This window comes from Agromyces italicus DSM 16388 (assembly GCF_000421545.1).
Taxonomy (GTDB): domain Bacteria; phylum Actinomycetota; class Actinomycetes; order Actinomycetales; family Microbacteriaceae; genus Agromyces; species Agromyces italicus.
The window spans coordinates 112,728-136,920 of the sequence record NZ_ATXF01000005.1; the positions used below are offsets into that span (position 1 = coordinate 112,728).

The following is a 24,193-nucleotide window of genomic DNA, read 5'->3' on the forward strand; positions in this document are numbered from 1 at the left end:
CTAGCCGGTCACGTTCTCTTCGCCGACGATCCCGACCACCGCCTCGTCATAGGCGGCGGCCGCATCCTCCGGCGTCATCTGCCCCGTCATGACGGCCTCGGTGGCCGCCTGAATCTCGGCCGAGATCTCGGGGTAGTCGGCAGTGGCCGGCCGGAAGTGGGTGTACGTCACGAGGTCGGTGAAGAAGCCGATGAACGGGTTCGCGTCGAGGTAGGCCGGGTCCTCCGCGACATCCGTGCGCACCGCGATCTGCGAGTTCGCGATGTTGTACTGCAGCGAATTCTCCTGGTTCAGTGCCATCGCGAGGAAGTCGAACGCGGCGTCGGGGTTGCCGCTGTTCGCGCCGACCGCGAGGGTCCACCCGCCCGAGAGGCTGACGGCGCCGTCGCCCCCTCCGTCCTGCGTGGGGAACGCAGCCACGCCGATGTCGTCGACGTACTCGGGCCAGGCGTACTGGCCGCCCTCCATCCAGAACGACGGCGACCACGAGCCCTCGATCGTGCCGGCGATCTGCCCGCCGGGGAACCACTCGCCGAAGAGCTTCTGCCACATCGAGCCGTCGAGCGCGACGTCGGGTGCGGGCGCGAGGCCCTCGCCGTAGAGCGTCTCGATGAACGCGAGCGAATCGATGAAGCCCTGCGAGCCCGTGACCCACTTCTTCGCGTCGGCGTCGTAGAGCTCGTCGTCGGTGCCGTACATCAACATGCCGAAGCCCTGCATGACCGAGCCTTCGCCCGCGGGTTTGCCCGCGTACACGTTGAACGCGACCTTGTCGGGCTCGGCGGCGTGCACCTTCCGCGCCGTGTCGAGGATCTCGTCCCAGCTCTTCGGCTCCCACGGCACGGCGACGCCGGCCGATTCGAGCACCGACTTCGAGTACCAGATGCCGCGGGTGTCGGTGCCGAGCGGCACGGCGTAGACGGACCCGTCGTCGGCGCGACCGGCCTCCTTCGCGCCCTCGTTGAACTTCGACCAGTCCTCCCAGTCGGCGAGGTACTCGTCGAGGTTCAGCAGGTAGCCGGCCTCGACGTCGCTGCGCACCTTGAAGGTGTCTTCGTAGAAGACGTCGGGCGCGGTGTCGGGGCTCTGCTGCATGAGCGCGAGTTTCGTGGCGTAGTCGCCCTCGTCGGCGACGATGGGCTCGAGCTCGACGGTGATGCCGGGGTTCGCCTCTTCGAAGGCCGGCTTCACCTTCGTGAAGAGGTCGTCGAGGGCGACGAACGCGTCGGTCTTCTGGTAAACGATGCGGATCGTGTCGTCACCGCCGCCGTCGTCGGCGCTGCAGCCGATGAGTGAGACGGAAGCCGCGGCGATGACCGCGAGCGAGAGAGTGGCGCGGGTTCGTTGCATGGTGCTCGTGCTCCTTTGCTCGAGTACTGCAGTGCGGGTGCTCCGCTTCGGGCGAAGACGCGATCCGCCCCGCGGAGCAAGCCGGCTCCCCCGAACCGCGCTCCGCGGGGCGATCGCAATCCCCACGCTCCACATAGTAAATCGAATGGAGTTACTCGGCAACCCCAAAGATCGTGACTCGCCGGTCGGGGCCGGTCCGCCTTCGCCCGGGAGGAGATCGCGCGATCGGGAGGAGCGATCTCCGCGACGAGTCCTCCCGATCGCGCGATCTCCTCCCGATCCGGCAAGGCAAGGCAAGGCAAGGCGCGGCACGGCAAGGCAAGGCGCGGCAGGCGCAGCCGGTGGGCGCTACCCCTGGAGCAGTAGGCGGTTCGCCGTCGGCGCGAAGGTGCGCTCGAGCACGAGGCTGGCCGCGCCGACCGCAGCGACATCGTCACCGACGCCGGTGCCGACGACCTCCAGCTCGCGGAGCGCGATGGTCGCGCTGTACTCCGCGAGTCGCGGCGGCACCCGCTCGAGGTATCGCGCCTCGAGTCGCGCCCAGAACGGACCGCCGAACACGACGCGGTCGACGTCGAGCAGGTTCGTGATCACGGCGACGGCCCGCGCGGTACGGTCGGCCGCGAGGTCGAGGATGCCTCGGGCCACCGCGTTGCCCGCGTCGGCGGACGCGCACAACCGGGCGAACTGCACGTCGATCTCGGGTGCCGACTCGTGCGGGGCGGCTCGCAGCACGCCCAGCCGCTCGGCCTCCTCGACCATCGCCTGCGGGGTGATGGTGACCGCGATGCAGCCGCGCTGCCCGCACGCGCAGGGCGGGCCGTCGGGGTCGGCGACGATGTGGCCGATCTCGCCGGCGTTGCCGGAGACCCCGCGCATGAGCTCGTCGCCGAGCGCGAGCCCCGCGCCGATGCCGGTGCCGAGGTAGAGGAAGACGAAAGACCCGGTGCCGCTCGCCCCGCCGGCCCACGTCTCGGCGACGGCGGCGGCGGTGACGTCCTTGTCGACGAGGACCGGCAGGCCCGTGGCGTCCTCGAGCGCATCGCGCAGGGGAACGCGGTGCCAGCCGTGCAGGTTCGGCGGGTCGACGATGGTGCCGCGCTCCTGGTCGATGGGGCCGGGCGCGGCGAGGCCGAGGCCGACGATCTTCTCGCGGGCGATGCCCGAGTCGACCACGAGGCGCTCGACGTGGTCGCGGATGCGACTCATCACGTGCTCGGGGTCGCTCGCCTTCGGCGTGCGGTGGCGCGCGTGGGCGACGACCTGCCCGGTGAGGTCGAGCAGCACGAAGGTCATCACGGCCGGGTCGATGTGGACGCCGCCGGCGTAGAGCCCCACCGGGTTCAGACGCAGGATGGTGCGCGGCTTGCCGAGTCCCGCTGCGCTCGTCTTGCCCGCCTCGACGATGAAGTCGTCGTCGAGAAGGCGTCGCGCGATGTTCGACACCGTCTGCGTCGAGAGCCCGGTGATCTCGACGAGCTCGACCCGGCTGCAGCCTTCAGGCGCCCGCCTGATGGCATCGAAGATGACCGAGCGGTTGAAGTCGCCCATACGCGGGAGGTTGGTACCACGACGGGCGGCAGGGGGTGCCGTACCGGTCATCCGCCGCTCCCTCCCACCGTCGTCGGCGCGCGCAAGCGCTCCACCGTCGAGTTTGTCACATCGATGGAGAAATGGGGATGGTGCAATCTCGTCCGGTCTACTGCTCGCCGATGAGGATGCCGCGTTCGCTGGTCTGCGCGCGGACCGCCGCGATGAACTCGTCGAACGCCGCCTTGCTCTTCGCGTACCCGATCGCGCCGCCCTTGACCGCGCCGAGGCCGCCCTTCTCGTCGAAACGCAGCCAGGTGTTGCCGTACTGGTCGACGCCGATCGCGAAGGTGAACGAGATGTGGAAGCCCTTGCCGGCCATCGCTCCGAGCCACAGAGTCTTCTGCAGGCTGCCCCGCTCGAGCTTGATACTGCCCTCGGACGGGGTGGTCGCCGTGTAGCCGAGGCCCTCGGCGATCGAGATGACGACCGGCACGGTCAGCTGGTCGTCGCCGGAGAGGATGAGCTGGGTCATCGGGGAAGGGTCCTGTTCGGGTCGGGTCGGGTCGCGCCGGAATCGGCGAGACGACCCTACCGCGCGCGCTCGCTCACGTGGTCGAGCCCCGAGGTCGGCTCAGGCGGTCGGGCTCAGGCGGTGCGGTGCAGGATGCCTCGGCGCCCCGCCGCGCGTTCGGCGCGGCCGGCGCGGCCGGCGCGCTCGGCGCCCTCGACCCGTTCGGAGCGCTCGGCTTCGTCGAGGCGACGTTCGAGGGCGCGGCGACGGCGCTCGTTCACGATCGCGGCTTCGCGCTCGTCGGCGGTCTGGAGCGTCTGTGCGATGTAGCCGACTGCGAGGTTCATGTCCCGGTTCCCTTCGGTTCGGCGCCGTGATGGCTGCCTCCGCTCAGGCTCCTCGCTGAGGTGGGGCGGGCAGATCGGGCGAGTGCCCTATTTCGCCGGCCCGGGTACCTCAGATGGCCGGGCGGCGACCCGTTACTCACGCACGAGCGGTACCGAAGTACCGAAGTACCGAAGTACCGGGCGCCGCACGTCGGGCGCGGGCGCCCGGGTACCTCAGGTGGCCGGGCGGCGACCGTTCCTCCCGCACGAGCGGTACCGAAGTACCGAAGTACCGAAGTACCGGGTGCCGCCGCCGCGACAACACCCGGCCGAGCGCGGTGGCGAACCCGGCAGGCCGTCGCACCTCACGGCGTCGGTGGCGGCCGGTAGCTTCGGCGCATGAATGTCCCCGAACCATTCGAACTCCACGTCTCCGACGCCGTCCTCGATGATCTGCACGATCGCCTCCGCCGCACACGCCTCCTCGACGATTCGCCGCGCACCCCGACTTCGGGCATGAGCGCGGCGTACCTGCGCGAGCTCGTCGGGTCTTGGGCGACGTGGGACTGGCGGGCGCGCGAGGCCTGGCTCAACTCGCACCCGCAGTTCATCGCCTCGATCGACGGCGCCGCGGTGCATTTCGCGCACCTCCGGTCGGCGCAGCCCGACGCCCCGGCCCTCCTCGTGATGCACGGCTGGCCGCACACCTTCGCGTTGCAGCTCGACTTCGCTGACCGGCTTCACGACTTCGACGTCGTCGTCGCGAGCCTGCCCGGCTTCGCGTTCTCGTCGCCGTACGCCGACGGCCCACTCTCCGAGGCGCGCCTGGCGGCGACGATGCACACGCTCATGACCGAGGTGCTCGGCTACGAGCGCTACATCACCTACGGCGAAGATGTCTCGGCCAACGTCAGCGACCTCATCGCCGCGAATCATCCGGGGCAGGTCGCGGGCATCGTCGCGACGCACGCGCACTTCCCGAGTTCCGACGAGCGCACCGCCCTCACCGATCCCGACGAGCAGGAGTTCTTCGCCTCGCTCGCCGAGCGCGAGTGGCCAGAGGGCGGGTACGCCCACGTGCAGGCCACCCGACCCGATGTGCTCGCGGCCGCACTCAACGACTCCCCCGCGGGCCTCGTCGCGTGGATCGCCGAGAAGTACGTCGGATGGAGCGACACCCCGCGGGGCGACCCGCGCGTCGTCGAGCGCCGCATCTCGCGCGAGCGCATCCTCACCGAGGCGATGATCTACTGGGTCACCCAGTCGGTCGCGACCTCCTTCCGGCCGTACTTCGAGGGCCAGAGCGACGGGCCCATCCCGCCGACGAGCGTGCCTGCGGCGGTCTTCATCCAGCGGCACGAGGCCGGCTACCCCGAGTCGCTCGCGCGGCGGCACTACCTCGACCTGCGCGAGTTCGACCGGCTCGAGTCCGGCGGACACTTCGCCGCCGCCGAGGTGCCCGACGACCTCGCAGCCCGCGTGCGGGCGTTCGTCGCCGGGCTCGTCTGAGGCGGCCGGCTCGACATCGATGCGCTCGTCGTGAAAGCTGTCGACAAGCGGACTCCGGTACGACCGACCGGCAGGTCACAGCCTGGAGCGACGACCTCACCGACGGCGCCGGCGCAGCGCCGACCGACGAGCATCGACCGCACCGAGACGGTGGCGCAGTGTCAGCAGCAGCGCCGCGACGCGGTCGCGGTGGCGCGGCTCCAATGCACCCGCTGCTTCGAGTTCACCGGCCTTCGCGGCGAGCGAGCGGAGCCGCCCGACGAGGTCGCGACGCCAGACCCGGTAGTCCTCGTCGGGGCGCGAGGCGAAACGCTCGAACCGATCGTCGATGATCGCGAGGCGCAGCTCGAGGCTTTCGACATCGGCGATGAACCGAGCGACATCGGCGCGGTGGCGCGGAGTGGCCGCGAGCCGCGCGGCGGTCGCGACGAGCTCGGCGGCGGTCGGCGACAAGCGAGCGTGCTCCGCCAACGGAACCGTGCGAGAAGAGTCGAACCCCATGGTCGTCTCCTGAAGTGACTCCGGGCTGAGCCGAAGATCACGACACTAGAGGCACCGTCCGACATTCGGGCGGATTCGCGGTCATCGCGCCGGTCACGATCAGTCGGGTCACTCGTCGTCGACGATACCGGCGGCCAAATAGGACATGGCCATGATGAGACCCCGCGCGACGGTGCCGCGGAGCGCTTCATGAACGACCGGCCCTTCCGAGGCAGGATTCTCGAGCAGTCCTGCTTCGGCGAGCCGAGCGATCCGCTGTTCGGAGAGCGACACCGCGAAGAAGTCGAGCCCGGCCGCGACCGGCGGAGACCAAAGCTCCTCGTCGGGAACGAGTGCCTGCATGAGCCGCCGATACAGCTCGCTGACGACCGCCGGACCATACGGTGCAAGGCTGCTCACCAGGTCGGCCACGAACAACCCGGCGAGCATCTCGGCGGTGTCGAGCCGAGGCATCCCGCCGGCGAGCCAGCCGGCCGCTTCGGGACCGGGGCGCACCCGGGTCGCCGACCGATCGATCACGTCGGCGGTCACCAGCGCCTCCCACCACGCCGTGAGCGACTCGACGTCGTACATCGACTGTGCGTAGACCACGCCGTCAACAGCGTCACCGCCAACGGGTCGCTTCGCGACGCCCTGCGCCGTGACACCGATCATCGCGGCGACCGGTGCGATGTCGGCTCGCCGCAGCCCGCCCGACGACGTGATCGGACGACTCGTGCCGATCCAGCTGAGCAGCTCGCGAACCGCCCCGACGATGGGCAGCGCGGCGAGCGCCCGCCGACGTTCGTCTGAGCCGACGAGATCGGCCTCCTCGATCACCTCGCGCAGCAGCTCGATCGCCGAGCTGCCGTCGTCGGTCGCGACCTCGACGGCCGTGTGCGCCGCCTCCCAGTCGCCGGGTCGGTGATCGGTTTCGAGCTTGAAGTGCACGAAGTCGTGCAGCACGGCGAGCGCGTCGTCGCCGGCCCCCTCCGACTCGGGGTCACCGGACTCGCCGAGGTCGAGGAGCACCGCGACGAGCGGCTCGATGTCGTCGGGCTCGTTGAGGTCGAGTCCGCGGCTCCGTGCCAGCCCGAGCACCGCCTCGAACAGCCCGGCGTCTTCGGCGGCGTCGGCCGCGGAGATCTCAGGGTCCTGCTCGATCCACGCGCGGAACTCCCGAAGCGTGCGCCGGTCGCCGGATGCCGCGGCTCGGCGCTGCTGCCGATTCGACGAGCTCGCCGATGCTCCGGCGGGTCGCACGAACGACGCTCCGAACCCGGACTGTCGGCTCGGCCGCCGAGCCGGCGTCGCCGAACCCGACTCGCCGGCGAGCACCTCGTCGATCAGATCATCGACGACGAGCCTCTCGACCGCGGCCTGCGCCATGACGGAGGCCGCGACGGCGAGTGCCGATCCCTCGAGCAGTGCGAGCCCGCCGTGACGAACGATGAGGCTGTGCAGCGAGTCGAACGCACGCCGCTTCGACGCCAGCGCGAGCACGTCGACGGCGGCCGCTCGCGAGCGTTTGTCGCGCCACTTGGGCACACGGGCTGCGCTGATCGCGCCGCGAAGGGCCGGGTCGGAGTGCCATCGATCGAGGGTGCCGAGCGCGACACCGGTGACGTGCGCGACGGATGCGCGGTCAGCACCCGGCTCGGGTTCGAGCCCGGCGAGCGCGATGTGTGCGAGTTCGGCGTCGCCGTCGGCGAGTGCCCGACTGACGGCACGAAGCACGCCGTACGCCGACTCGCGCGGCGCCCCGATCGGCGTGAAGAGCATGAGGTTGTGCTGCTCGGTCGCTGCGGCGAGCGCCTTGTTCACGGCATCGAGGTCGGTGGCCTCGAGGTCGAGGTTGTCGAGGTCGACGCCCTCGGCCGCGAGCAGTGGGGCGAGCTGGTCCATCATCTGCGCTGCGAGCCCGGGAGTGTGGCGGACCCCCAACTGTTCGAGCTGCGCGCGGAACTCGGGATCATCGAACGGTGAGCGATCGGACATGCGGACAGGTTACGAGATCGTCGAGCCCGCGATCGCCGCTCTCCACAGCCTGGGGCTTCACACCTGCCCGCCGGATCGGTAGAAACGAAGCATGGCGATGGGAAGGGTGAAGCGCGGCTGGCTCGGGTTGATCAAGCACACCCTCAACCCGCTCGCGCTCCGGATGGCCCGCCGCGGCCTCGGCCCGTTCGCGCTCATCCGGCACACCGGGCGCAAGAGCGGGCGCTCCTTCGAGACTCCCCTCATTCTCGCGCGGGTGCCAGAGGGCTTCGTCGCCGAACTCACCTACGGCCCAGAGGTGAACTGGTACCGCAACGTCGTCGCGGCGAACCGGGCGACGGTCGTCTGGCAGGGCCGCGAGTTCACGGTCGTGGGCGTCGAGCCGATCGAGACCGCAGCTGGCCTGCGGGCCTTCGGCGTGCCGGCCTCATGGGTGCTCCAGCTGTTGCGGCGGCACGAGTTCCGCGTGCTGCGCGAGCGGCCGCCGGGCCCGCAGGGCGAGGCATCCTGACTGGCGCTACCTGAGCTGGGTCAGACCGGCTGCGCCCACGCATCGGCTGGCGCGGGTGCACGCCAGCGCTCGGTGCGGCCGTAGGCCAGGTACGCGCTCCAGATCAGGGGCAGGAAGAAGTACAGGATCGTCCAGCCGGTGGTCTTGCCGAAGCCCTGGTTGATGTTGTTGACGGCGATGATGACGAATACCAGGGTGACGATGCCTCCGCCCGGCACGAGGCCGAGGAGGGAGAGCCAGCCGGCCTGCCCGCCGATCTCGAGCAGACGCCAGGTGTTGTAGATCGGCACCCAGGCGGGCCAGCCCTCGGCCCCGGTCTTCACGAAGATCTTCGAGAGGAAGATGCCGTTGAGCACGTAGGCGAGAGCCGCGCACAGCATCAGGAAGCCGTACATCGCGAGGAACGGGACGAACCAGGCGAAGACGTCAGCGGCGGGGGTTTGCACAGCGAAGGGGAGCATGTCGGTCGTTCCGTTCATCAGTGCGTCGGGGTGAGCGAGAGCTGGAGGAGCTCGTCGACCTGGGCTCGGGCGGTGTCGAGCTGCACGTCGCCGGGGCAGCCGACCGTGAAGACGACCCCCTCGCCGATGCTCGGGAATGCCCGCGCGACGGCGACCCCCGACCAACCGTCGGCGCTGAGGTCGACCTCGACCGCGTCGGTGACACCGGCCTGGGCGCCGTCGGCGCTGACGGTCGCGATGGAGCCGTCGATCACCTCGCCATCGGCGAACTCGCGCTCGAGTGCGTACTGCACGAGCGCGACGCTCGCGACCCGGTCGCCGTGGGTGACATCGAGACCTGAGAGCGGGCCGTTCGCGAACCAGACGTTGCATCCGGTCTCGACGTTCTCGTACGCGACGTTCGTGAAGTTGACGTCGGGTTCGCTCGGCTCGCCCGCAAGCACCCATTCGGGGTCGGAGGGGAACGAGTCGACCAGCCAGGTGTAGGCGTCGCCGCCAAGGCGCGCGTCCCACGGCAGGTCGATGGGGATGTCGGCGACGAGGGTGCTGTTCGACCGCGCCTCCTCCTGCTCGGCCTCTGCCTCTGCGGCCACGACCGAGGGCGCGGAGCTGTCGGTCGACACCTGGTCGAAGATCACGGCGAACGACCAGACGAAGAACAGCGGCAGCCCGATGATCGGCAGGGCCGAGACGATGATCGCGGCGGTGAGCGCGCCGGCGAGCCCTCTCGGGCGGGCGGGATGCTGCGGGGCGGGCGCCTGCGGCTGGGGCGCCTGCGGCTGCGGCGCGGCGGGCTGCGGCGCCGGGCTCGGGTCGAGTGTCACTGGGTCTCCGTCGGGTGGGTGCGCGTCGTCGCGCTGCGCATCGATCGTAGTGCCCCGCCGGGTCGCCCGCTGGCCGCGCCTGCCCGCACGCGCTAGCCTCGCGGCCATGGACTGGATGCACGGAACCACCTCTACCGGCGTGCCTTACACGGCTCGCGCCGCGACCCGCCCCGAGGCGCCGATCGTCGTCGGCTGGCACTTGCTCGATCCGCCGTCGACGCCCGCGGCGCTCGCCGCTGCGCTGCCGCTCGACGGGCTCGACCGGCACGTGGTGTACCTCGGCCTGCCGCTCAGCGGCGAGCGGGCGCTGCACCCCGACTTCGAGGCGCTGCTCATGAGCGGCATCGACATGGTGACCGAGTACTTCGGCCCGATGCACGAACAGGCGCTCGCCGAGTTTCCGGCGGCCCTCGCCGAGCTGCGCGGCACGCTCGGCGCCTCGGCCGACGCGGCGCTCGCCGTGCTCGGCGGTTCTGCCGGGGCATCCGTCGCTGCCGAGGTGTACGCGACCCACCGGGAGTCGCACGCCATCGCCGGGTGCGTGCTGCTGAATCCGATGCTGCGGTTGCGTCCGATGATCGACGCGACGGCCGGGTTTCTGCCGACGCCGTATTCGTGGCACCCCGCAGCCGATGGGGTGGCCGCGCGCATGGACTTCGTCGCCAGGGCGCCCGAGCTCGCCCACGGTCACCTCCTCGTCATCGAGGGGGCCGACGACGAGCCGGCGTTCATCGAGTCGACTCGCGAGTTCGAGCGACTCGGCATCGGCGAGGTGCGCTACATCGACGGTGTCGCGCACGCGCTCGCTGCGTGGCCCGAGAACCCCGCCGCCGAGCGCACCGAGGGTGCGAAGATCTACGACCGCATCGCAGCCGACTGGATCGGGGAGACGACCGGGGCGTGAGCGCGAGCGGCTCCGCTTCGGGACGACGCGCCGCAACTCCGCAACGGCGCCGATCCTGTGGAGCGCATCCCGACCCCTCGCCGCTCGCGCGTCGGGTCGGTACGCTGGATGCACAACCTGCTCAGGAGGGTGGTGAGTTCCATGCCCGCAACGAAGCAGTGGAGCGTCACCGTCGAAATCGACGAAGAAGAGAACACCACGTTGGCGCGTGCCGACATCCGCACGCCCACCGGCCGGGAAGTGACCGGCGTGGGCAAGGCCGACCGAAATCCGCTCGACCCTAACGTGCCCGCAATCGGTGACGAACTCGCCGTGGCTCGAGCGCTGCGCGATCTGGCCGAGCGGCTTCGGCACACGACGGAGAAGGACATCTCGGGCATCACCGGCGAGCCGTCGCACGTGCACCGGTAGGCGACACTCGCTCGGCGACTCGATTCGGCGGCACCCCGGGCAGGGGCGTCGCTCCGCAAAGGCGCACCGCAACTCTGCACCGCCGCCGATTTCTTGAAGGCCACCTCCGATCGCGTGCGGGATGCCTCCGTCAGCACGTCGGGAGGCCCGGCTACGCTCGACGCACCAGACCAGACGACGACGCCCGGAGGAGCCCGTGCCACTCACCGCCGCCGCCACGACCGCCGCAACTCCTGCGGGCTCGGCTCGCCGGGTGGAGCACCCGCTCACCGAGGGTGAGATCACGCAGCTCGCCACGCGCCTGCGCGATCCCGCGCGCACCCGCCCGATCGTCGTCGCGTCGACGACCTTCGGCGATCGCACCCGTCCGGGCGAGCTCCCGCTCGACGTCGACCGGGTGCTCGACGAGGCGGGCGACATCGCCGACATCGTGGTCATCGAGACCGGCGACCCCACTTGGCAGCTGAAGGCCCTGCTGCCCGCGCTCCTCCAGGTGTACGGCGGGGCCGCCCGCGTCTACCCGCCCGGGATCACCGCTTCGGGCGACGGCGCGGCCGACGCGAGGCGGTCGCCGCTGCGGTTTCCCCACCAGCGCGAACGCCTGACCGATGCGATCATCGCCGACGCGCTCGGCCAGGCCCATGCGGCGGGCCTGTTCAGCCAGGCGGGGGTGGCCAGCCGCGAAGCATCCGGTACCGTGCAGTTCATCACCGCGGGCCGTGCGATCGTGCACCTCGACGGCGACGGCATGGCGACGGTCGCGCAAGAGCTCACGTTCTCGCCGACTCCGCTCGACTGGGTTCTGGCGCCGGGCCAGCGGGTCTCGGGCCGGCTCGACCCGTCGACACGGCGACTGCTGCTCGACGCCGCGACCACCTCGGTCACCGAGATCGCCGAACGTTTCGGGCACGGCGTCGTCACGCTCGCGCTCGTCACGGAGGTCACCGCGGAGCGGGGCGAGCTGGCGCTGCACCCGGCGGTGCGGCTGCGGGTATCGCGCGAGGATGTCTCGCCGAATCCGCTCGACCGCGTCGACCTGCTGCTCAGCGTGGGTGAGGTGGTGCGCGTGCGCGTCGTGCACCTCTCGACGGGCGGGCTGCACCTTCGCCTGCACGACGTCGATGACGACGAGCCCATCGCGCCGGCGGTGGCGCTGCTCGACGGCGGCGACCCGTGGCTCATCGAGGGTCGGTCGTGCGAATCGGCCGGCGACGACGAGACCGACGAACGCTCCGCTGGGGCCGCGGTCGCACGGCACGCACCGGCGGCGGTCGCACCCGAGGTGGCGGTCGCACCCGAGGTGGCGGTCGCACCCGAGGTGGCGGTCGCACCCGAGGTGGCGGTCGCACCCAGGCCGGTGCCCGGCGCGGGCCCCAGCCCCGCACCGAAACCCGGGCCCGGAGCCCACCGGGTGGCAGGCGGCCCCGCTGAGGCTGCGCCGACGCCGGCAGCGGGCCACGGCGGCCGCAGCGCATTGCAGTCGGCGCAGCTCGCCCTCGCCGCAGAACGGGCCCGCGCGGCCGAGCTCGAGCGTCGACTGCACGAAAGCGCGTCGAGCGATTCCGATCTTGCGCGGTTGCGCGCGCAGGCTGAGTTCCACGAATTGCGCGCCCGTGAGGCCCTTGCGGAGCTCGGCTCGTTGCGCCACCGGGTCGCCGATCTCGAACGCGACCGGCGCGAATCGTCACGGCTGCTGCGCGCCCGGTCGAAGTCACCTCGAAGCGATGTGCAGACGACGTCGCCGCGCGACCGCGCCGCGCGATGGGCGAGTCGCACGGCATGGCTCGCGCACGAGATCTCCGCCGCGTGGGCGGCCCGTGTCGAGCCCTACGAGCAGACTGATCATCCGCTCCGCGAGCACCGCGTCGGCGATCGCTTCGCCGAGTCGTTGCTCGAGCTCGATGCCGCGCAGTTCGACAAGGCGATGAAGGCGATCGTCGACGTGCTGACCGATCGGGCGAAAGATCTGCCGGGCCGAGACCTGCACCCCTTGCGCGACGGATTGCCGGGTGCTCCGCAACGTCAGCGCAGCGATGGCGCGAAGGCCTGGCGCTGTGCGATCGAGCGTGAGGTTCCGGGGGCACGGCGCCTGCACTACTGGGTCTGCCCCGATGGTGCGATCGAACTTGCCCAGGTCGGTCTGCACGACGATCTGGCCGCGTAAGGGCGACGACAGATCAACGAGAATGGGTCGGTGACCGCAACCGAACGCTTCCGCCTGCGCATCTCGCTCGTCGAGAGCGAGCCCGAGATCTGGCGCACCCTCGACGTCGACGGGCGACTGACGCTCGACGAGTTGCACGACGCGATCCAGATCGCGTTCGGCTGGCACGACGTGCATCTGCACGAGTTCGGCGAGCGCGAGCCGTGGCCGACCGCACGGCGACTGCCGACGATCGGCCGCCCGCAGCGCCGCTGGCTGCCCGCCGAGCAGCTCGACGAGGCCGCGCACGGCGCCGAGCACCTCGACCACCACGAAGAACTGCTCGACGAGTCGGCCGCCGACGTGGCATCCGTCTTCGATCTCATGAACGCGCCCCTCTACTACTGGTACGACTTCGGCGACGACTGGTGGCATCGCATCGACCTCATCGAACGCGAGCGCAGTGATGCGCCGGATGCCTCGCAGCCGCCGTGGCGACGGCGCGTCGAACTCGTTCGGGGCGAGCGTCGCGGGCCGCTCGAGGATTCGGGCGGGGTGCACGGCTACGCCGAGCTCTGCGAGCGCCTCGCCGACGAATCGGCGCCCGGCCATCGCGACGCCCTGGAGTGGGTGCGCGAGACGGCATGGCCCGGCGACCCGGGCATCGACGCCGGCACCGACCGGTACGGTCTCGGCGACGGCTTCGACCCCGAGGCGTTCGACCACGGCGCCGTCGACCGCGCCCTCGCGGCGCGGTTCGAGGAGGGTGCCGCTGCGGGTGACGCGCGCCCGGTCTCGCCCGATGTCCCGCTGGCGACGCTTCTCCAACGGATGCCTCCCGCCTACCGGGCGCCGGTGCTGCGACGCCTGCGCACGGCCGGCGCCCTCGACGTCGTTGCGCCGCAGATGCTCGAGGCCGAGATCGAGCAGGAGGCGGCCCGCATGGTGCGGCCGTTCCTGTGGCTGGGCGAGCGCATCGGCGACCGCGGCTTGGCGCTCACCCAGGCCGGCTGGATGCCGCCGGCCGCCGTCACCGAGGGCATGACCGAGCTCGGCTGGATCGAGGACTGGGTCGGCAAGGCGAACCGTGAAGACATCACCACGCCGATTCGCGAACTGCGGGCGGCCGCACGCCGCTTCGGGCTCGTGCGCGTCGCGAAGGGCCGCCTGCTGCGCACCGCGCTCGGCACGAGACTGCAGCGCGACCCGGTCGCGCTCTGGCGGCACCTCGTTGGCGCCGTCGTCGACCGCGCCGGCTCGGCATCAGCGCACGACGCCGTGCTGCTGGCCGCGATCGAGGTGGCGTGCGGCACTCCCGGAAATCTGTCCGCGTACGGCCGCGCGGTCGCGACCGGTCTCGACGCGCTCGGCTGGGGCCTGCGCAACGGGTTGCCGTTGGACAGCCGCGACGGCATCGAACTGGTGCGTGACACGTGGCGACTGTTCGGTGCACTCGGATGCTTCGACGACGACCCCGCACGCCCGCGGATCGGCGGGAACGGGGCGCCGAACCGCGGCGGGCGGCTATTCGCGGAGGCGGTGCTCGGGGTGCGGGCTGAGCAGGTTGCGGCGTGTTGATCCGACTGGGCGAATACCGCACCGCCGTCAGCCGATCGGCGCCTCGACCCGTTCGAGTTGCTGGAGCGGCCCGTTCTTCAATCGCTCCCAGCGGAGGTTCGCTGCGTCGCGGAATCGAAGCACCATCACCCGTCGGTCTTTGGACTTCGCAACGGGCCTGATCTCGGCGTCGAAGTTCGAGACTTCGGACGCGAACTCCCAGCCGTAGGAGCTGGCCGACTCCGCCAAGTAGTACGAGCCCGGGGGCAGGACGGTCAGGGTGATCGTCGGCAACTCGGCACCGCCCGCCCCGAGCACCGCGACCTCGACGTCGTAGACGACGTTCGTCGACGCGTTCTTGATCACGACGCCATATGAGCCTGGTGCTCGGTCACCGATGCACGCGGCGATCCAGACGGAGACCGCCTCCGCCTGGGATTGCTCGCGCGAATTGCGGCTCACCGTGTCGCGGCCGGATTCGATTCCGAACAGCTTGCCGGCGTTGACTCCTGCCGCGACGGCGGCGACGAGCGCACCGATCGCTGCCACGGCGGCAATCCATTCCGCGACGCTTCCCCAGGTCTCCCCCATTCGAGCCACGGTAGTGGAACGCTGCACAGAGCGCCGACAGGCGGGCCGGCGGCCCCTGTTCGCGGGTCGAGGAGCGAAGCGTCTCGAGGCCCGTCACCGTCTCCTCCATTCCGGCAACAGATGACGGCGGTGGGCCGCCCCCGTAGTTAGGTCCGGGCGATCTGTGAGTCGCGTTCGCGGTCGACCACGTCGCTCCCGACTGGAACGCGCAGGCCGCCGCGAAGGCCAAGTCGTACCCACGTTCTGTCGCCAGAGCCGAGTTCGTACTTGGCTCAGGCGCCGGAACTTGGTTCCAGCGCCAGGCTTGCTGGCGTGCGGCCGGGCTCCCTCGAAGATCGTCGATAGAGCGCCTCGAAAATCCTCAATAGATGGCCTCGAAAATCGTCAATAGACAGCCTCGAAAATCTCCATTTGGCGTAGGCTTGCCGACATGCATCCCGTTGAACGGCGCGTTTCGGCACTCATCGCCGAGCTCATGCTCGACGAGCCGGTTCTCCTGCTCGAGGGCCCACGCAGCGTCGGCAAGTCCACCCTCCTGCGTCACATCGCGGAAGCGACGGGCGCCTCCGTCTTCGATCTCGACGACCTCGCCACACGCGACGCCGTCGCCGCCGACCCCGCATTGTTCGTTTCGGGCGCACCCCCGATCTGCATCGACGAGTACCAGAAGGTCCCGCTCGTACTCGATGCCATCAAGGCCGAGCTCAACCGATCGACGACTCCGGGCAGGTTCGTCATTGCCGGCTCGACGCGGTACGAAACGTTGCCGCAAGCTGCACAGTCCCTCACCGGCCGGCTCAGCCGCGTAGCAGTGCGCCCATTCACTCAGGCCGAGATCGATGGTGTGACGAACAACTTCCTCGACCTCCTGCATCGTGATGCCCGGTCGCTCATCTCCACCGAGCGGTCGACGACGCCTCGCGATGAGTACATCCGTCGGATCATTCGGGGCGGCTTTCCCCTTGCGATCGAGCGTGAGACGGCGCGGGCGCGGGCGCGCTGGTTCGACGACTATCTTCGGCTTACGCTCGAGCGCGATGCGCGTGAACTCGCGAAGCTGCGACAGGCGGCTGCCCTCCCGAAACTTCTCACCTTGCTCGCCGCGCGAACTGCTCAGCTGCTCAACCTCGCCGAGATCGGCGAATCGATCGATCTCGCCCCCGCGACGGTCGAGAGCTACACGCGCATCCTCGAGGCGGTGTTCCTGACGCAACGCCTCGAAGCCTGGGGCACCACGCTCACAGCCCGTTCCGGAAACAAGCCGAAGCTCCACATCGTCGACTCGGGCATCGCAGCGCATCTCCTGCGTCTGAGCGAAGAACGACTCGCTCGTCGCGACCCTGCGGCCCTGACCGAGTTCGGGCACCTGCTCGAGACATTCGTCGTCGGAGAACTCGCTCGACAAGCGTCGTGGACCGAAGACGTGGCCGGAGTCGGCCACTGGCGCACCTACGACGGCGACGAAGTCGACTTCATCGCCGAGCGACGAAACGGCACCGTTGTCGCGATCGAGGTGAAAGCGAGTACCAGGGTGAGCGGCGGCGACTTCAGTGCGCTCCGCAGGCTCCGAGATCGACTCGGCGACACGTTCACCGCGGGGGTCACCCTCTATCTCGGCGAGCGCTCGTACACCTTCGAAGACCGGCTTCATGTCATGCCGGTCGACAAACTCTGGCAGTCGACCGAGTAGTACGTGGGCGGGTTTCGAGACGTCGCTTCGCTCCTCCTCAACCCACTGAAGGCACGATGTTCTGGTTCAGGTGGAACACGTTCACCGGATCATACGCGCCCTTCACCGCGGTCAGCCGCGCGAGGTGCTCGGGCGCGTACGCGCGTCGCACGCCCACCGATCCTTCGTCGCTGAGCGCGTTCACGTACGCACCGCTTGCGAACGGCTCCATCGTCCCGGCGTACTGCCGAGCCTCCGCAACCCGCGCCTCATCGTCGGCAGGGTCAACCCACTTCGACGCGCACACGAACTCGAACGCCGTGTTGCGCCGCGAGAACGCCGTCTCACCCGGAGCGACGTCGGCGATCGCCCCGCCATACTGCTGCAGGCTCACGTTCGGCACGTCGTCGCCGTCACGGGCGAGCACCGTGTCGATGACGGCGTCGCCGAGCTCGCTGAAGTAGTGCCCCTTCCAGTACCGGCGCCACGCATGCGCCTCGATGTCGTCTTCGCGGGTCTGCAGCTCGAGGTACGTCATCGGCGCGATCACCCGTTCGAAGGCGGCGTCGACGTCGGCGAGACTCGTCGCGAGCGCGGCCGCCGCGGCCTCACCGTCGACCGGGTCGCCGACCCAGACGAAGCCGAGCGACAGCGTTCCGTCGGAGATGGTCGCGTTGTAGGTCGCGCGGCGGTCGGCTCGCGTGCTCTCGTCGCGCCAGCGACGCATCGCCGCGGCGCCGGATGCCACGGGGTAGAGGTACTCGACCGAGAGCACGTCGCCCGGCTCGGGGTGCAGCACGAGCTCGAACTCGGTCACGACGCCGAAGTTGCCCCCGCCTCCGCGCAGCGCCCAGAACAGCTCGGGGTGATGGTCGCGGTCGACCCGCAAGATCTCGCCTTCGGCGGTCACGATCTCGAACGAGACGACGTTGTCGCAGGTGAGTCCGTGCTGCCGGGCGAGCCAGCCCATGCCGCCGCCGAGCGCCAGCCCGCCGACTCCGGTGTGCGACACGTTGCCCGCGGTCGTGGCGAGGCCGTGGGCCTGCGCCGCACGGTCGAGTGCGCCGAGCAGCGCACCGCCCTGCACACGAGCGCGGCGAGCCGAGGCATCCACCTCGACCGAACCCATCGGTCGCAGGTCGATCATCAGCCCGCCGTCGGGCACCGCGTGGCCGACGATGCTGTGCCCGCCGCAGCGCACGCCGATCTCGAGGTCGTTCGCCCGCGCGAAGCCGATCGCCTCGGCGACGTCCTCAGCACTCGAGCAGGCGGCGATGTACCGGGGTCTGCGGTCGATCATCGCGTTCCAGACGCGCCGCGCGTCGTCGTAGCCGTCGTCACCTGGTTCGAGCGTCTTCATGCGATCTCCCCCGTTCGCTCCGCGCCTGAGGATGCCGCGGACGGGCGCTGGCGTCAAGAGCGAGCCCGACGACGAAGGGTGCAGTCAGCCCGTGCAGACAACCTCGTCAGTTCTGCGCAGCCTCCCCTATTTCCAGTACTTGTGTGTTTCTATTATTCCAAGAACCACACGACGACTGAAAAGAGGATCGTTGTGGACATCGACATCATCCGCAAGATCGTCGATCACGCGAACGACTACGGAATCCGCGTTCAGGACTTCGAGCGACTCGTCGACGCTTTCGACAGTGCCGACGAAGTTGTTCCGAACGTCACTCTGAAAGTCGGCGACGCGCATGCGACCTACGACGTGATCTACGCCGACAACGTTCGCACTTCGACGCTCCTCCTACACCACGTGCCGGGTGGCAAGCTCTTCATCGTGGCTCCGCGCGTGAGCACCCGAACAGCCGAACGACTCCGAGACCTCGGCATGAACTTCCTCGACGCCAACGGCAATGCCTACGTACGGTTCGACAGCGTGCTCATCGACGTCCGAGGCCGCACCGGCGAGATCGACTCCTCGAAGTATGCGCTGACGCCAACCGGCACGAACCTCTTCAGCACGAAACGCGCGCAGGTCATGTTCGCGCTGATCTCGTGGCCGGACCTCGTCAACGCCGTGCTCAAGGACCTCGCGGCGGTATCGGGTGTCTCCATCGGAGCAGCACAAACCACGCTCCAACTCATGGAGCAGGCTTCGTTCATCGTGGCGACGGGCACCAAGAGAACAGACCGACGCCTTCAGCAGGTCGATGCCATGATCGACGCCTGGGTCGCGGCGTACCCGACCGGCCTGGGTGCGCCCGCGCGCACCAAGCTGGCCGAAGGCGAGCTCAGCCGAACCGCGCTCGAAACGAGTAGTGACGCCGTCGACCTCAGCGGCGAGGCGGCCGCACGATGGATCCGTCAACCCGAAACGTTCACGATCTACACGGAGAACGGCACACTTCCCCGCGAAGCAGCCATGGCAGGTCGGTGGACCACTCGCACCAACGAGCCGAACATCTTCGTACGCAAGCGCTTCTGGACCGATCCGGCTGAAGCGCTAGGCGAGGCACGAATCTCAGGCTTGCGTATCGCTCCGCCATTGTTGGTGTACGCCGATCTCATGGCCAGCGGAGATTCGCGGCAACGGGAAGCCGCTGCGCAATACCGGTCCGAACATGCTCGACTTCGCGCGAACTGACCCGCGATTGCTCGACGATGTCGCCGACGTCGTCGACTCACTCGTGACGCACGCGGCGATCGACCCGGCCTCGGTCATGCTCGTGGGTGCCCGCTGCCGCGACGCGATCCACTCGGCACTCGGTGCGCCCGAACCAACTCGAGCAACCGAGGACCTCGATATCGGACTGGCCCTCGACAGCTGGGAGGCCTTCGAGCGAATCGATCACGCATTTCCACGGCTCGGGAACAATGGAATTCGATTTCGCATCGCTGGGCTTCCCGTCGATGTCATGCCCTTCGGCGCTGCGATCGAGCGCCCTGACGGGATCACGAACCCTGCCTCTCGCGGCGAGAGCCTCGTCGTGTTCGGATTCGAGGACGTGTTCGCGCGAGCGATGAGAATCCGTCTGCCGGGCCAGGGACATGAGATCCGCATCCCCTCGCCTCCCGGATACGGCGTACTGAAGACGCGGGCTTGGGTTGATCGGTCGATCGACCACGAGTACAAAGACGCCGCGGACCCGGCAGTCGCGCTGCGCTGGTACGAGAGCTCGCCGAACATCACCGACCGCCTCTTCGATGACGCGCTCGACATGCACCTCACGGAGCAATACGAGTTCGACCAGCGCTTGTCGACCGCCCACCTGCTCGGTCGCGATATTCGACGTCAACTTTCATCAGGCAGAGGTGACGAGCTCGCTGAGGCATTCGATGCAAGCGATCTCTCGATGTTTGCTCGGCAGCTCGGCAGTCGCGTCGGGGGTCTCGCCGTGCGCGAGGAGCTGACGCGCGCGTTCGCCACCGGGCTCAGCGACGACAGCTGACGCTGGCGTCAGCGCACTCTCATCGTGTCGGCGGCACGTGTTCTACTCGTCGAATGCAAATGGGGGAAGCAGTGCTTTGGATCGTTGCCGGCGTGCTGCTCGCGAGTACGGTTGCGCTCGTGGTCGCGCACCGACGCTCGACGGCACGCTGGTCCGAACGGCTCGCAAGCGTCGAGGCAGCGCGCGCGGCGCGAGAGAGCGAGCTTCGTACGGCGCATGCCGCTTCCCTGCACGCCGCGAGCGACGCGCACGCCTTCGAGCTGCGCCGCAGCGAAGAAGATGCCGAGGAGTCGCGGGTTCGGGCTGAGCGCCTCCGGTCGTTTGCATCGCGCGGGATCCGTCACGAGGCGAGTTCCAGGGAGACGATCGTCCGCATGTGCGACGCGTCATCGATCGATGCGGTGCTCGCGACGAACGTCGTCTTCATGCCTGTCGATCTGGACGACGAGTTCTTCACCGCCCAGATCGACCACGTGCTCCTCACCGAATGGGGTTGCCTCATTATCGAGAGCAAGAACTGGGACGGGGTCATCTTCGACGGCGTTCGCCCGCGCGAGATCCACCGCTCGTACGGACTCCTCGTTGATCGGTCGCGCGAAGATCACGCGGACCAGCTCGAATCGCCGTTCGCGATTCAACTCGTCCCGTCGAGCACGGGACCGATCAAGGTGCGTGTCCACCAGAAGAGCAAAGCACCCGCCGGACAGGTCCGTCTCCAGGCGAAGCGGCTTCGTGAACTGGTCGAGACCCGACTCGGGCTGCGCCCCTTCTTCAACACGTGCGTCTATTACTCGCACCCCCTCGCCCAGGTGCATGCAAAGCGACGTGACACCGCCGCTTCGACCTTCACGCACGTCGTCTCGAACGAGCGCGAACTCCAGACGGTGATCGCTGGCCTTCGCTCATCAAGCCGCTCCGGGCTGCCGCGCGATGACATGCGGCAGTTGGCGACGCTCTTTTCGTCGCTCGGCGCCGACGTGATTGGCACTGGAAGCTTCGACGCCGAATGGCAGAGCTTGTTTCCGATGAATCGCGCACGTCACGCACAACAACGACAACTCCAGCGCTGAGGGCCCCCAACGCGCAGGTCGCGCCCATGGCGGAACAGCGCATTTCACCCGAGCTCGTCGACCCGAGGCATCCACCTCGACCGAACCCATCGGCCGCAGGTCCATCATCAGCCCGCCATCGGGCACGGCGTGGCCGACGATGCTGTGCCCGCCGCATCGCACACCGATCTCGAGGTCGTTCGCCCGCGCGAAACGCATCGCCTCGGCGATCGAACAGGCGACGATGTACCGGCGCTCGTGCAGAGGGCTGGTCGAGCGGCCGATCGACGGCTACGGTGGGCCGCAGGGAGGGCACCATGTCATTCGATGAGCACGTCGACCCGGCGTCTGAGACCGACCTCGCGATTCAGCGGGCGCTCGAGGCGGCAAGCCTGCGGGCCGGAGATTCGCTCGGCGGAACGACCGCCTCGGTGGTCGAGGATTGGGAACCGTCGGCGGTCGAGGCGGGCGACCTCGGTGATGGGGGCGACGGGGACTGAGCCGCCGGCTCGGGTGGGTATCGAGACGCTCCTTCGTCGCTCCTCAACCTGCCATGTCCGCACCCGGCGCGCCCTCGCGTCGATAGTTCGGTGCGGACCGAAATGGTTGGCCCGTATCGTCGTTCGGTGACTCCTTCGCTCCACACCTGCGCAGCAACCGATACCCGCGGGTTCATGGCAATCGAGCCGAGCATCCTCTACTTCGGAACACCGGTCGTATTGATCACGACCATGAACTCGGACAGGACGCCCAACCTCGCCCCGATCTCATCAGCGTGGGCGCTTGGCCACACGCTCGTGCTCGGACTCGGCTCCGACGGACAGACTGTTGCGAATCTCCGCGAGCGGCCCGAGCTCGTCGTGAACGTGCCTTCACCGGGGATGTGGGAGCAGGTCGAACGGCTCGCACCGCTGACCGGCCGTTCTCCGGTGCCGGCGTCCAAGCCCAAGGGGATGCGATTCGAGGCAGACAAGTTCGCTGCTGCCGGCTTGACGTCGATGCCGTCAGCAACGGTCACTCCGCCACGGGTGGCGCAATGCCCGCTGCAGTTGGAAGGCACCGCTGTCAGCCTCACCCCGGGGGCCGCGGGCGGGTTCGTGATCATCGAAGTCGCCGTGAGCATGGTTCACGCCGCAGCCGAAATCGTGGCCCCCGGCACGAACCACATCGACCCGGTGACATGGAGCCCCCTGATCTACAACTTCCGCCACTACTTCGGGCTCAGCGGACAGTTGGGCCACTCCTACCGCTCCGATACTCCTACCGCCATGCACAGGTGAGCGACACGTCGCTCGGCCACGCGCAGGCTGTGCTCCGCGAACGCGAGGAGTTGCTCGGCCTCTGCAGCGTCGGCCTCGACCGTGATGAGTGCCTCGCGCGCATAGCGGGCGGCGAGGCATCCGATCGAAGCCGGTTCAAGAGGAACGCGGTGCTCAGGTGGCCGCGCACGTCGGCGCCTGACCCGGAACCCGGCCATGCGGTGATCTTACGATCGGCGCGCAGACCCCGCTACGGCGCTGCCGGGTTCGTCACGGCGGGCCGCGAACCACGGTCTCGATACGCTCCTTCGTCGCTACTCGACCGACGGCACGTCAGTCGAAGATGCCGTCGAGCACGCTGCCGATGACGAGGCCGCCGAGGATGCCGCCCATGAGGTCGCCGCCACCGCCGCGCCGGCCGCCGCCCCAGCCGGGGTCGCCCCACTGGCCCTGCCCACCCCACTGGCCCGGCCCGCCCTGCGGGCGTGAAGCATCGATGTCGCGCTGCGCGAGTTGCAGCGCCGCGGCCGCGAGCTGGGCGACGCGACGCGCCATGAGCATCGCCTGTTCGCGGTGATCGTCGCCGATGACGGTGACGGCCGCGGCGGGCGCACCGAGGAATTGATCGAGGTCGACGCGGATGCGTTCGGACTCGACCAGCCGGGTGCGCGCGTCGGCGCCGATCCAGCCTCGGTGGCCGGCGATGACATCTCGGGCGATGGCGAGCTGCCGGTCGGCGTCGTCGATCGCGTTGTGCACGTGCTCGAGCGGGGGAATCGGGCGGGCCGCTCGTTCGCGCGCTGCCGCGATCGCGGCATCCAAACCGGCGTTCGCCTCGCGCAGGCGGTTCAGCTGACTGAACGGGTCGGTGTTGACGCCCGCCCCGGGCAGTGCGGCGAGCGCGCCCTGCAGGGTCGCGATCGCGGCGGTGACGCCGGTTGTCGCGGGCTCCTTCAGGGCGATCACGAGGTCGGCGCGCGAGTCTTCGACGATCGCCGCGAGGGTGGCTTCGGCGCGCAGCGCCTCGATCTCGAACGACTCCACCGCGTCGAGCAGGGCCGCCGCGCGGCGCGCCGACTCGGTCGCCGCCTCGAGCGCGAGGTTGGCCTGCTCGCGCTGGCCGGCCTCGCGGCGGCGTTCGGCCACGACGGCGCCGTGCTCGGCGAAGCCGAGCAGCTGCTCGGCCTCGGCCGGGTTGGCCTCGACCTGGGCGAGCGCCTCACGCGAGTAACGGGCGGCGAGCCGCCCGATGGTGTCGCGAGTGTGCGAGATGCGGTCACGAAGGCGCGCGGCATCCGCTCGCACCCCGGCGATGATCTCGGGAGCCCGCCGCGCACGGGCGATCTTGTCGGCCAGCGCCGCGGTGCGCTCGTCGAGCAGATCTTCGGCCCACTCGCACAGCTGCACGATGCGGGCATTGCGCATGCGCAGTTCTTCGACGGAGTCGGGGATCTCGTCGTAGTTCAGCTGATTCAGCCGGAACGCCTCGCCGAGGTGCTCGCGCACCGCGGCGAGCGCCTGGCTCAGTTCGGCGGTCGCTTCGTGCCCGAGTTCGGCCTCGGCGAAGGCGAGCTCGTCTGCCGTGACGCGCAGGCGCTCGTCGGCGGCGACCAGGGCGGTGCCTGCGCGCTTCGCCAGATCGGCGTCTTGAGCTTGGAGCTCCTGCTCGTCGCGCTTTCGCTTGCCCCAGAATCCGGCCATGCGTTGATCTTACG

23 protein-coding genes and 1 pseudogene are annotated in these 24,193 nt (G+C 69.4%); 12 read left to right on the forward strand and 12 right to left on the reverse strand.

Annotated elements, in window-relative coordinates; translation table 11 throughout:
• The 4 genes from H516_RS0104800 to H516_RS0104815 all read right to left on the reverse strand — a co-directional run bounded on the left by H516_RS0104800 (nucleotide 1) and on the right by H516_RS0104815 (nucleotide 3,741).
• Nucleotides 1–1,350, reverse strand: coding sequence for an extracellular solute-binding protein (locus H516_RS0104800; protein WP_022888584.1), 1,350 nt, complete (start codon nucleotides 1,348–1,350; stop codon nucleotides 1–3).
• A gap of 348 nt (nucleotides 1,351–1,698) precedes the next feature.
• Complete coding sequence (locus tag H516_RS0104805) at nucleotides 1,699–2,901, reverse strand: ROK family protein (RefSeq protein WP_033196819.1); 1,203 nt, start codon at nucleotides 2,899–2,901, stop codon at nucleotides 1,699–1,701.
• Between the two features lie 148 nt (nucleotides 2,902–3,049).
• Complete coding sequence (locus H516_RS0104810) at nucleotides 3,050–3,415, reverse strand: hypothetical protein (RefSeq protein WP_022888586.1); 366 nt, start codon at nucleotides 3,413–3,415, stop codon at nucleotides 3,050–3,052.
• A 113-nt stretch (nucleotides 3,416–3,528) separates the two neighbouring features.
• Entirely contained in the window at nucleotides 3,529–3,741 is a 213-nt protein-coding gene (locus H516_RS0104815) for a hypothetical protein (protein WP_022888587.1), read from the reverse strand.
• A gap of 378 nt (nucleotides 3,742–4,119) precedes the next feature.
• Between H516_RS0104815 and H516_RS0104820 the strand changes: the two genes are divergently transcribed.
• Nucleotides 4,120–5,229 (forward strand): epoxide hydrolase family protein, encoded by a 1,110-nt coding sequence (locus H516_RS0104820; protein WP_022888588.1) that lies wholly within the window; start codon nucleotides 4,120–4,122, stop codon nucleotides 5,227–5,229.
• A gap of 96 nt (nucleotides 5,230–5,325) precedes the next feature.
• Here the strand turns inward: H516_RS0104820 and H516_RS0104825 are convergent, their stop codons facing one another.
• Entirely contained in the window at nucleotides 5,326–5,682 is a 357-nt protein-coding gene (locus tag H516_RS0104825) for a hypothetical protein (protein ID WP_022888589.1), read from the reverse strand.
• A gap of 156 nt (nucleotides 5,683–5,838) precedes the next feature.
• Complete coding sequence (locus tag H516_RS0104830) at nucleotides 5,839–7,707, reverse strand: hypothetical protein (RefSeq protein WP_022888590.1); 1,869 nt, start codon at nucleotides 7,705–7,707, stop codon at nucleotides 5,839–5,841.
• Nucleotides 7,708–7,798: 91 nt separating this feature from the next.
• Here H516_RS0104830 and H516_RS18375 point away from each other — a divergent pair, with 91 nt between their 5' ends.
• Nucleotides 7,799–8,218, forward strand: coding sequence for a nitroreductase/quinone reductase family protein (locus H516_RS18375; protein ID WP_022888591.1), 420 nt, complete (start codon nucleotides 7,799–7,801; stop codon nucleotides 8,216–8,218).
• Nucleotides 8,219–8,238: 20 nt separating this feature from the next.
• On the opposite strand, the gene H516_RS21175 is transcribed toward H516_RS18375, so the two are convergent.
• Together H516_RS21175 and H516_RS0104850 are read right to left on the reverse strand one after the other, a co-directional pair.
• A complete protein-coding gene (locus H516_RS21175) occupies nucleotides 8,239–8,679 on the reverse strand; it encodes a DUF5684 domain-containing protein (RefSeq protein ID WP_157432147.1) in 441 nt (146 codons plus the stop codon).
• Between the two features lie 17 nt (nucleotides 8,680–8,696).
• Complete coding sequence (locus tag H516_RS0104850; protein ID WP_022888593.1) at nucleotides 8,697–9,503, reverse strand: hypothetical protein; 807 nt, start codon at nucleotides 9,501–9,503, stop codon at nucleotides 8,697–8,699.
• A gap of 106 nt (nucleotides 9,504–9,609) precedes the next feature.
• On the opposite strand from H516_RS0104850, the gene H516_RS18385 reads away from it, so the two are divergent.
• From H516_RS18385 to H516_RS18390, 4 genes are all read left to right on the forward strand, one after another.
• On the forward strand, nucleotides 9,610–10,407 hold the full coding sequence (locus H516_RS18385; protein WP_022888594.1) for an alpha/beta fold hydrolase: 798 nt from the start codon (nucleotides 9,610–9,612) through the stop codon (nucleotides 10,405–10,407).
• 108 nt (nucleotides 10,408–10,515) lie between these two features.
• The gene (locus H516_RS0104860) at nucleotides 10,516–10,818 is read left to right on the forward strand and encodes a DUF1876 domain-containing protein (protein WP_245561726.1); all 303 of its coding nucleotides are present in this window, start codon (nucleotides 10,516–10,518) and stop codon (nucleotides 10,816–10,818) included.
• A gap of 196 nt (nucleotides 10,819–11,014) precedes the next feature.
• Nucleotides 11,015–12,982, forward strand: a complete 1,968-nt coding sequence (locus H516_RS0104865) for a hypothetical protein (RefSeq protein WP_157432148.1) — start codon at nucleotides 11,015–11,017, stop codon at nucleotides 12,980–12,982.
• Nucleotides 12,983–13,012: 30 nt separating this feature from the next.
• The gene (locus H516_RS18390; protein WP_022888597.1) at nucleotides 13,013–14,539 is read left to right on the forward strand and encodes a plasmid pRiA4b ORF-3 family protein; all 1,527 of its coding nucleotides are present in this window, start codon (nucleotides 13,013–13,015) and stop codon (nucleotides 14,537–14,539) included.
• A gap of 27 nt (nucleotides 14,540–14,566) precedes the next feature.
• Here H516_RS18390 and H516_RS0104875 read toward each other — a convergent pair whose 3' ends face one another.
• Entirely contained in the window at nucleotides 14,567–15,067 is a 501-nt protein-coding gene (locus H516_RS0104875; RefSeq protein WP_022888598.1) for a hypothetical protein, read from the reverse strand.
• Between the two features lie 472 nt (nucleotides 15,068–15,539).
• Between H516_RS0104875 and H516_RS0104880 the strand changes: the two genes are divergently transcribed.
• On the forward strand, nucleotides 15,540–16,799 hold the full coding sequence (locus H516_RS0104880; RefSeq protein WP_022888599.1) for an ATP-binding protein: 1,260 nt from the start codon (nucleotides 15,540–15,542) through the stop codon (nucleotides 16,797–16,799).
• A 37-nt stretch (nucleotides 16,800–16,836) separates the two neighbouring features.
• On the opposite strand, the gene H516_RS0104885 is transcribed toward H516_RS0104880, so the two are convergent.
• The gene (locus tag H516_RS0104885) at nucleotides 16,837–18,138 is read right to left on the reverse strand and encodes an FAD-binding oxidoreductase (protein ID WP_022888600.1); all 1,302 of its coding nucleotides are present in this window, start codon (nucleotides 18,136–18,138) and stop codon (nucleotides 16,837–16,839) included.
• 192 nt (nucleotides 18,139–18,330) lie between these two features.
• On the opposite strand from H516_RS0104885, the gene H516_RS0104890 reads away from it, so the two are divergent.
• Genes H516_RS0104890 through H516_RS22655 form a run of 3 tightly spaced genes read left to right on the forward strand, consistent with a single transcriptional unit; the run spans nucleotide 18,331 to nucleotide 21,240 of the window.
• The gene (locus H516_RS0104890; protein WP_022888601.1) at nucleotides 18,331–19,365 is read left to right on the forward strand and encodes a type IV toxin-antitoxin system AbiEi family antitoxin; all 1,035 of its coding nucleotides are present in this window, start codon (nucleotides 18,331–18,333) and stop codon (nucleotides 19,363–19,365) included.
• Nucleotides 19,343–20,170 (forward strand): nucleotidyl transferase AbiEii/AbiGii toxin family protein, encoded by an 828-nt coding sequence (locus H516_RS18395; RefSeq protein ID WP_022888602.1) that lies wholly within the window; start codon nucleotides 19,343–19,345, stop codon nucleotides 20,168–20,170. Before H516_RS0104890 ends, H516_RS18395 begins: the two co-directional genes overlap by 23 nt.
• 59 nt (nucleotides 20,171–20,229) lie before the next feature.
• The gene (locus tag H516_RS22655; protein ID WP_245561728.1) at nucleotides 20,230–21,240 is read left to right on the forward strand and encodes a nuclease-related domain-containing protein; all 1,011 of its coding nucleotides are present in this window, start codon (nucleotides 20,230–20,232) and stop codon (nucleotides 21,238–21,240) included.
• Nucleotides 21,241–21,282: 42 nt separating this feature from the next.
• On the opposite strand, the pseudogene H516_RS22660 reads toward H516_RS22655, so the two are convergent.
• Nucleotides 21,283–21,438: pseudogene (locus tag H516_RS22660) on the reverse strand (FAD-binding protein); the annotation flags it as partial.
• 98 nt (nucleotides 21,439–21,536) lie between these two features.
• Between H516_RS22660 and H516_RS0104905 the strand changes: the two are divergent.
• Together H516_RS0104905 and H516_RS0104910 are read left to right on the forward strand one after the other, a co-directional pair.
• The gene (locus H516_RS0104905) at nucleotides 21,537–21,719 is read left to right on the forward strand and encodes a hypothetical protein (protein WP_022888604.1); all 183 of its coding nucleotides are present in this window, start codon (nucleotides 21,537–21,539) and stop codon (nucleotides 21,717–21,719) included.
• Nucleotides 21,720–21,893: 174 nt separating this feature from the next.
• Complete coding sequence (locus H516_RS0104910) at nucleotides 21,894–22,499, forward strand: flavin reductase family protein (protein ID WP_022888605.1); 606 nt, start codon at nucleotides 21,894–21,896, stop codon at nucleotides 22,497–22,499.
• 312 nt (nucleotides 22,500–22,811) lie between these two features.
• On the opposite strand, the gene H516_RS0104915 is transcribed toward H516_RS0104910, so the two are convergent.
• Nucleotides 22,812–24,179, reverse strand: a complete 1,368-nt coding sequence (locus H516_RS0104915) for a coiled-coil domain-containing protein (RefSeq protein WP_022888606.1) — start codon at nucleotides 24,177–24,179, stop codon at nucleotides 22,812–22,814.
• Nucleotides 24,180–24,193 lie beyond the last annotated feature (14 nt).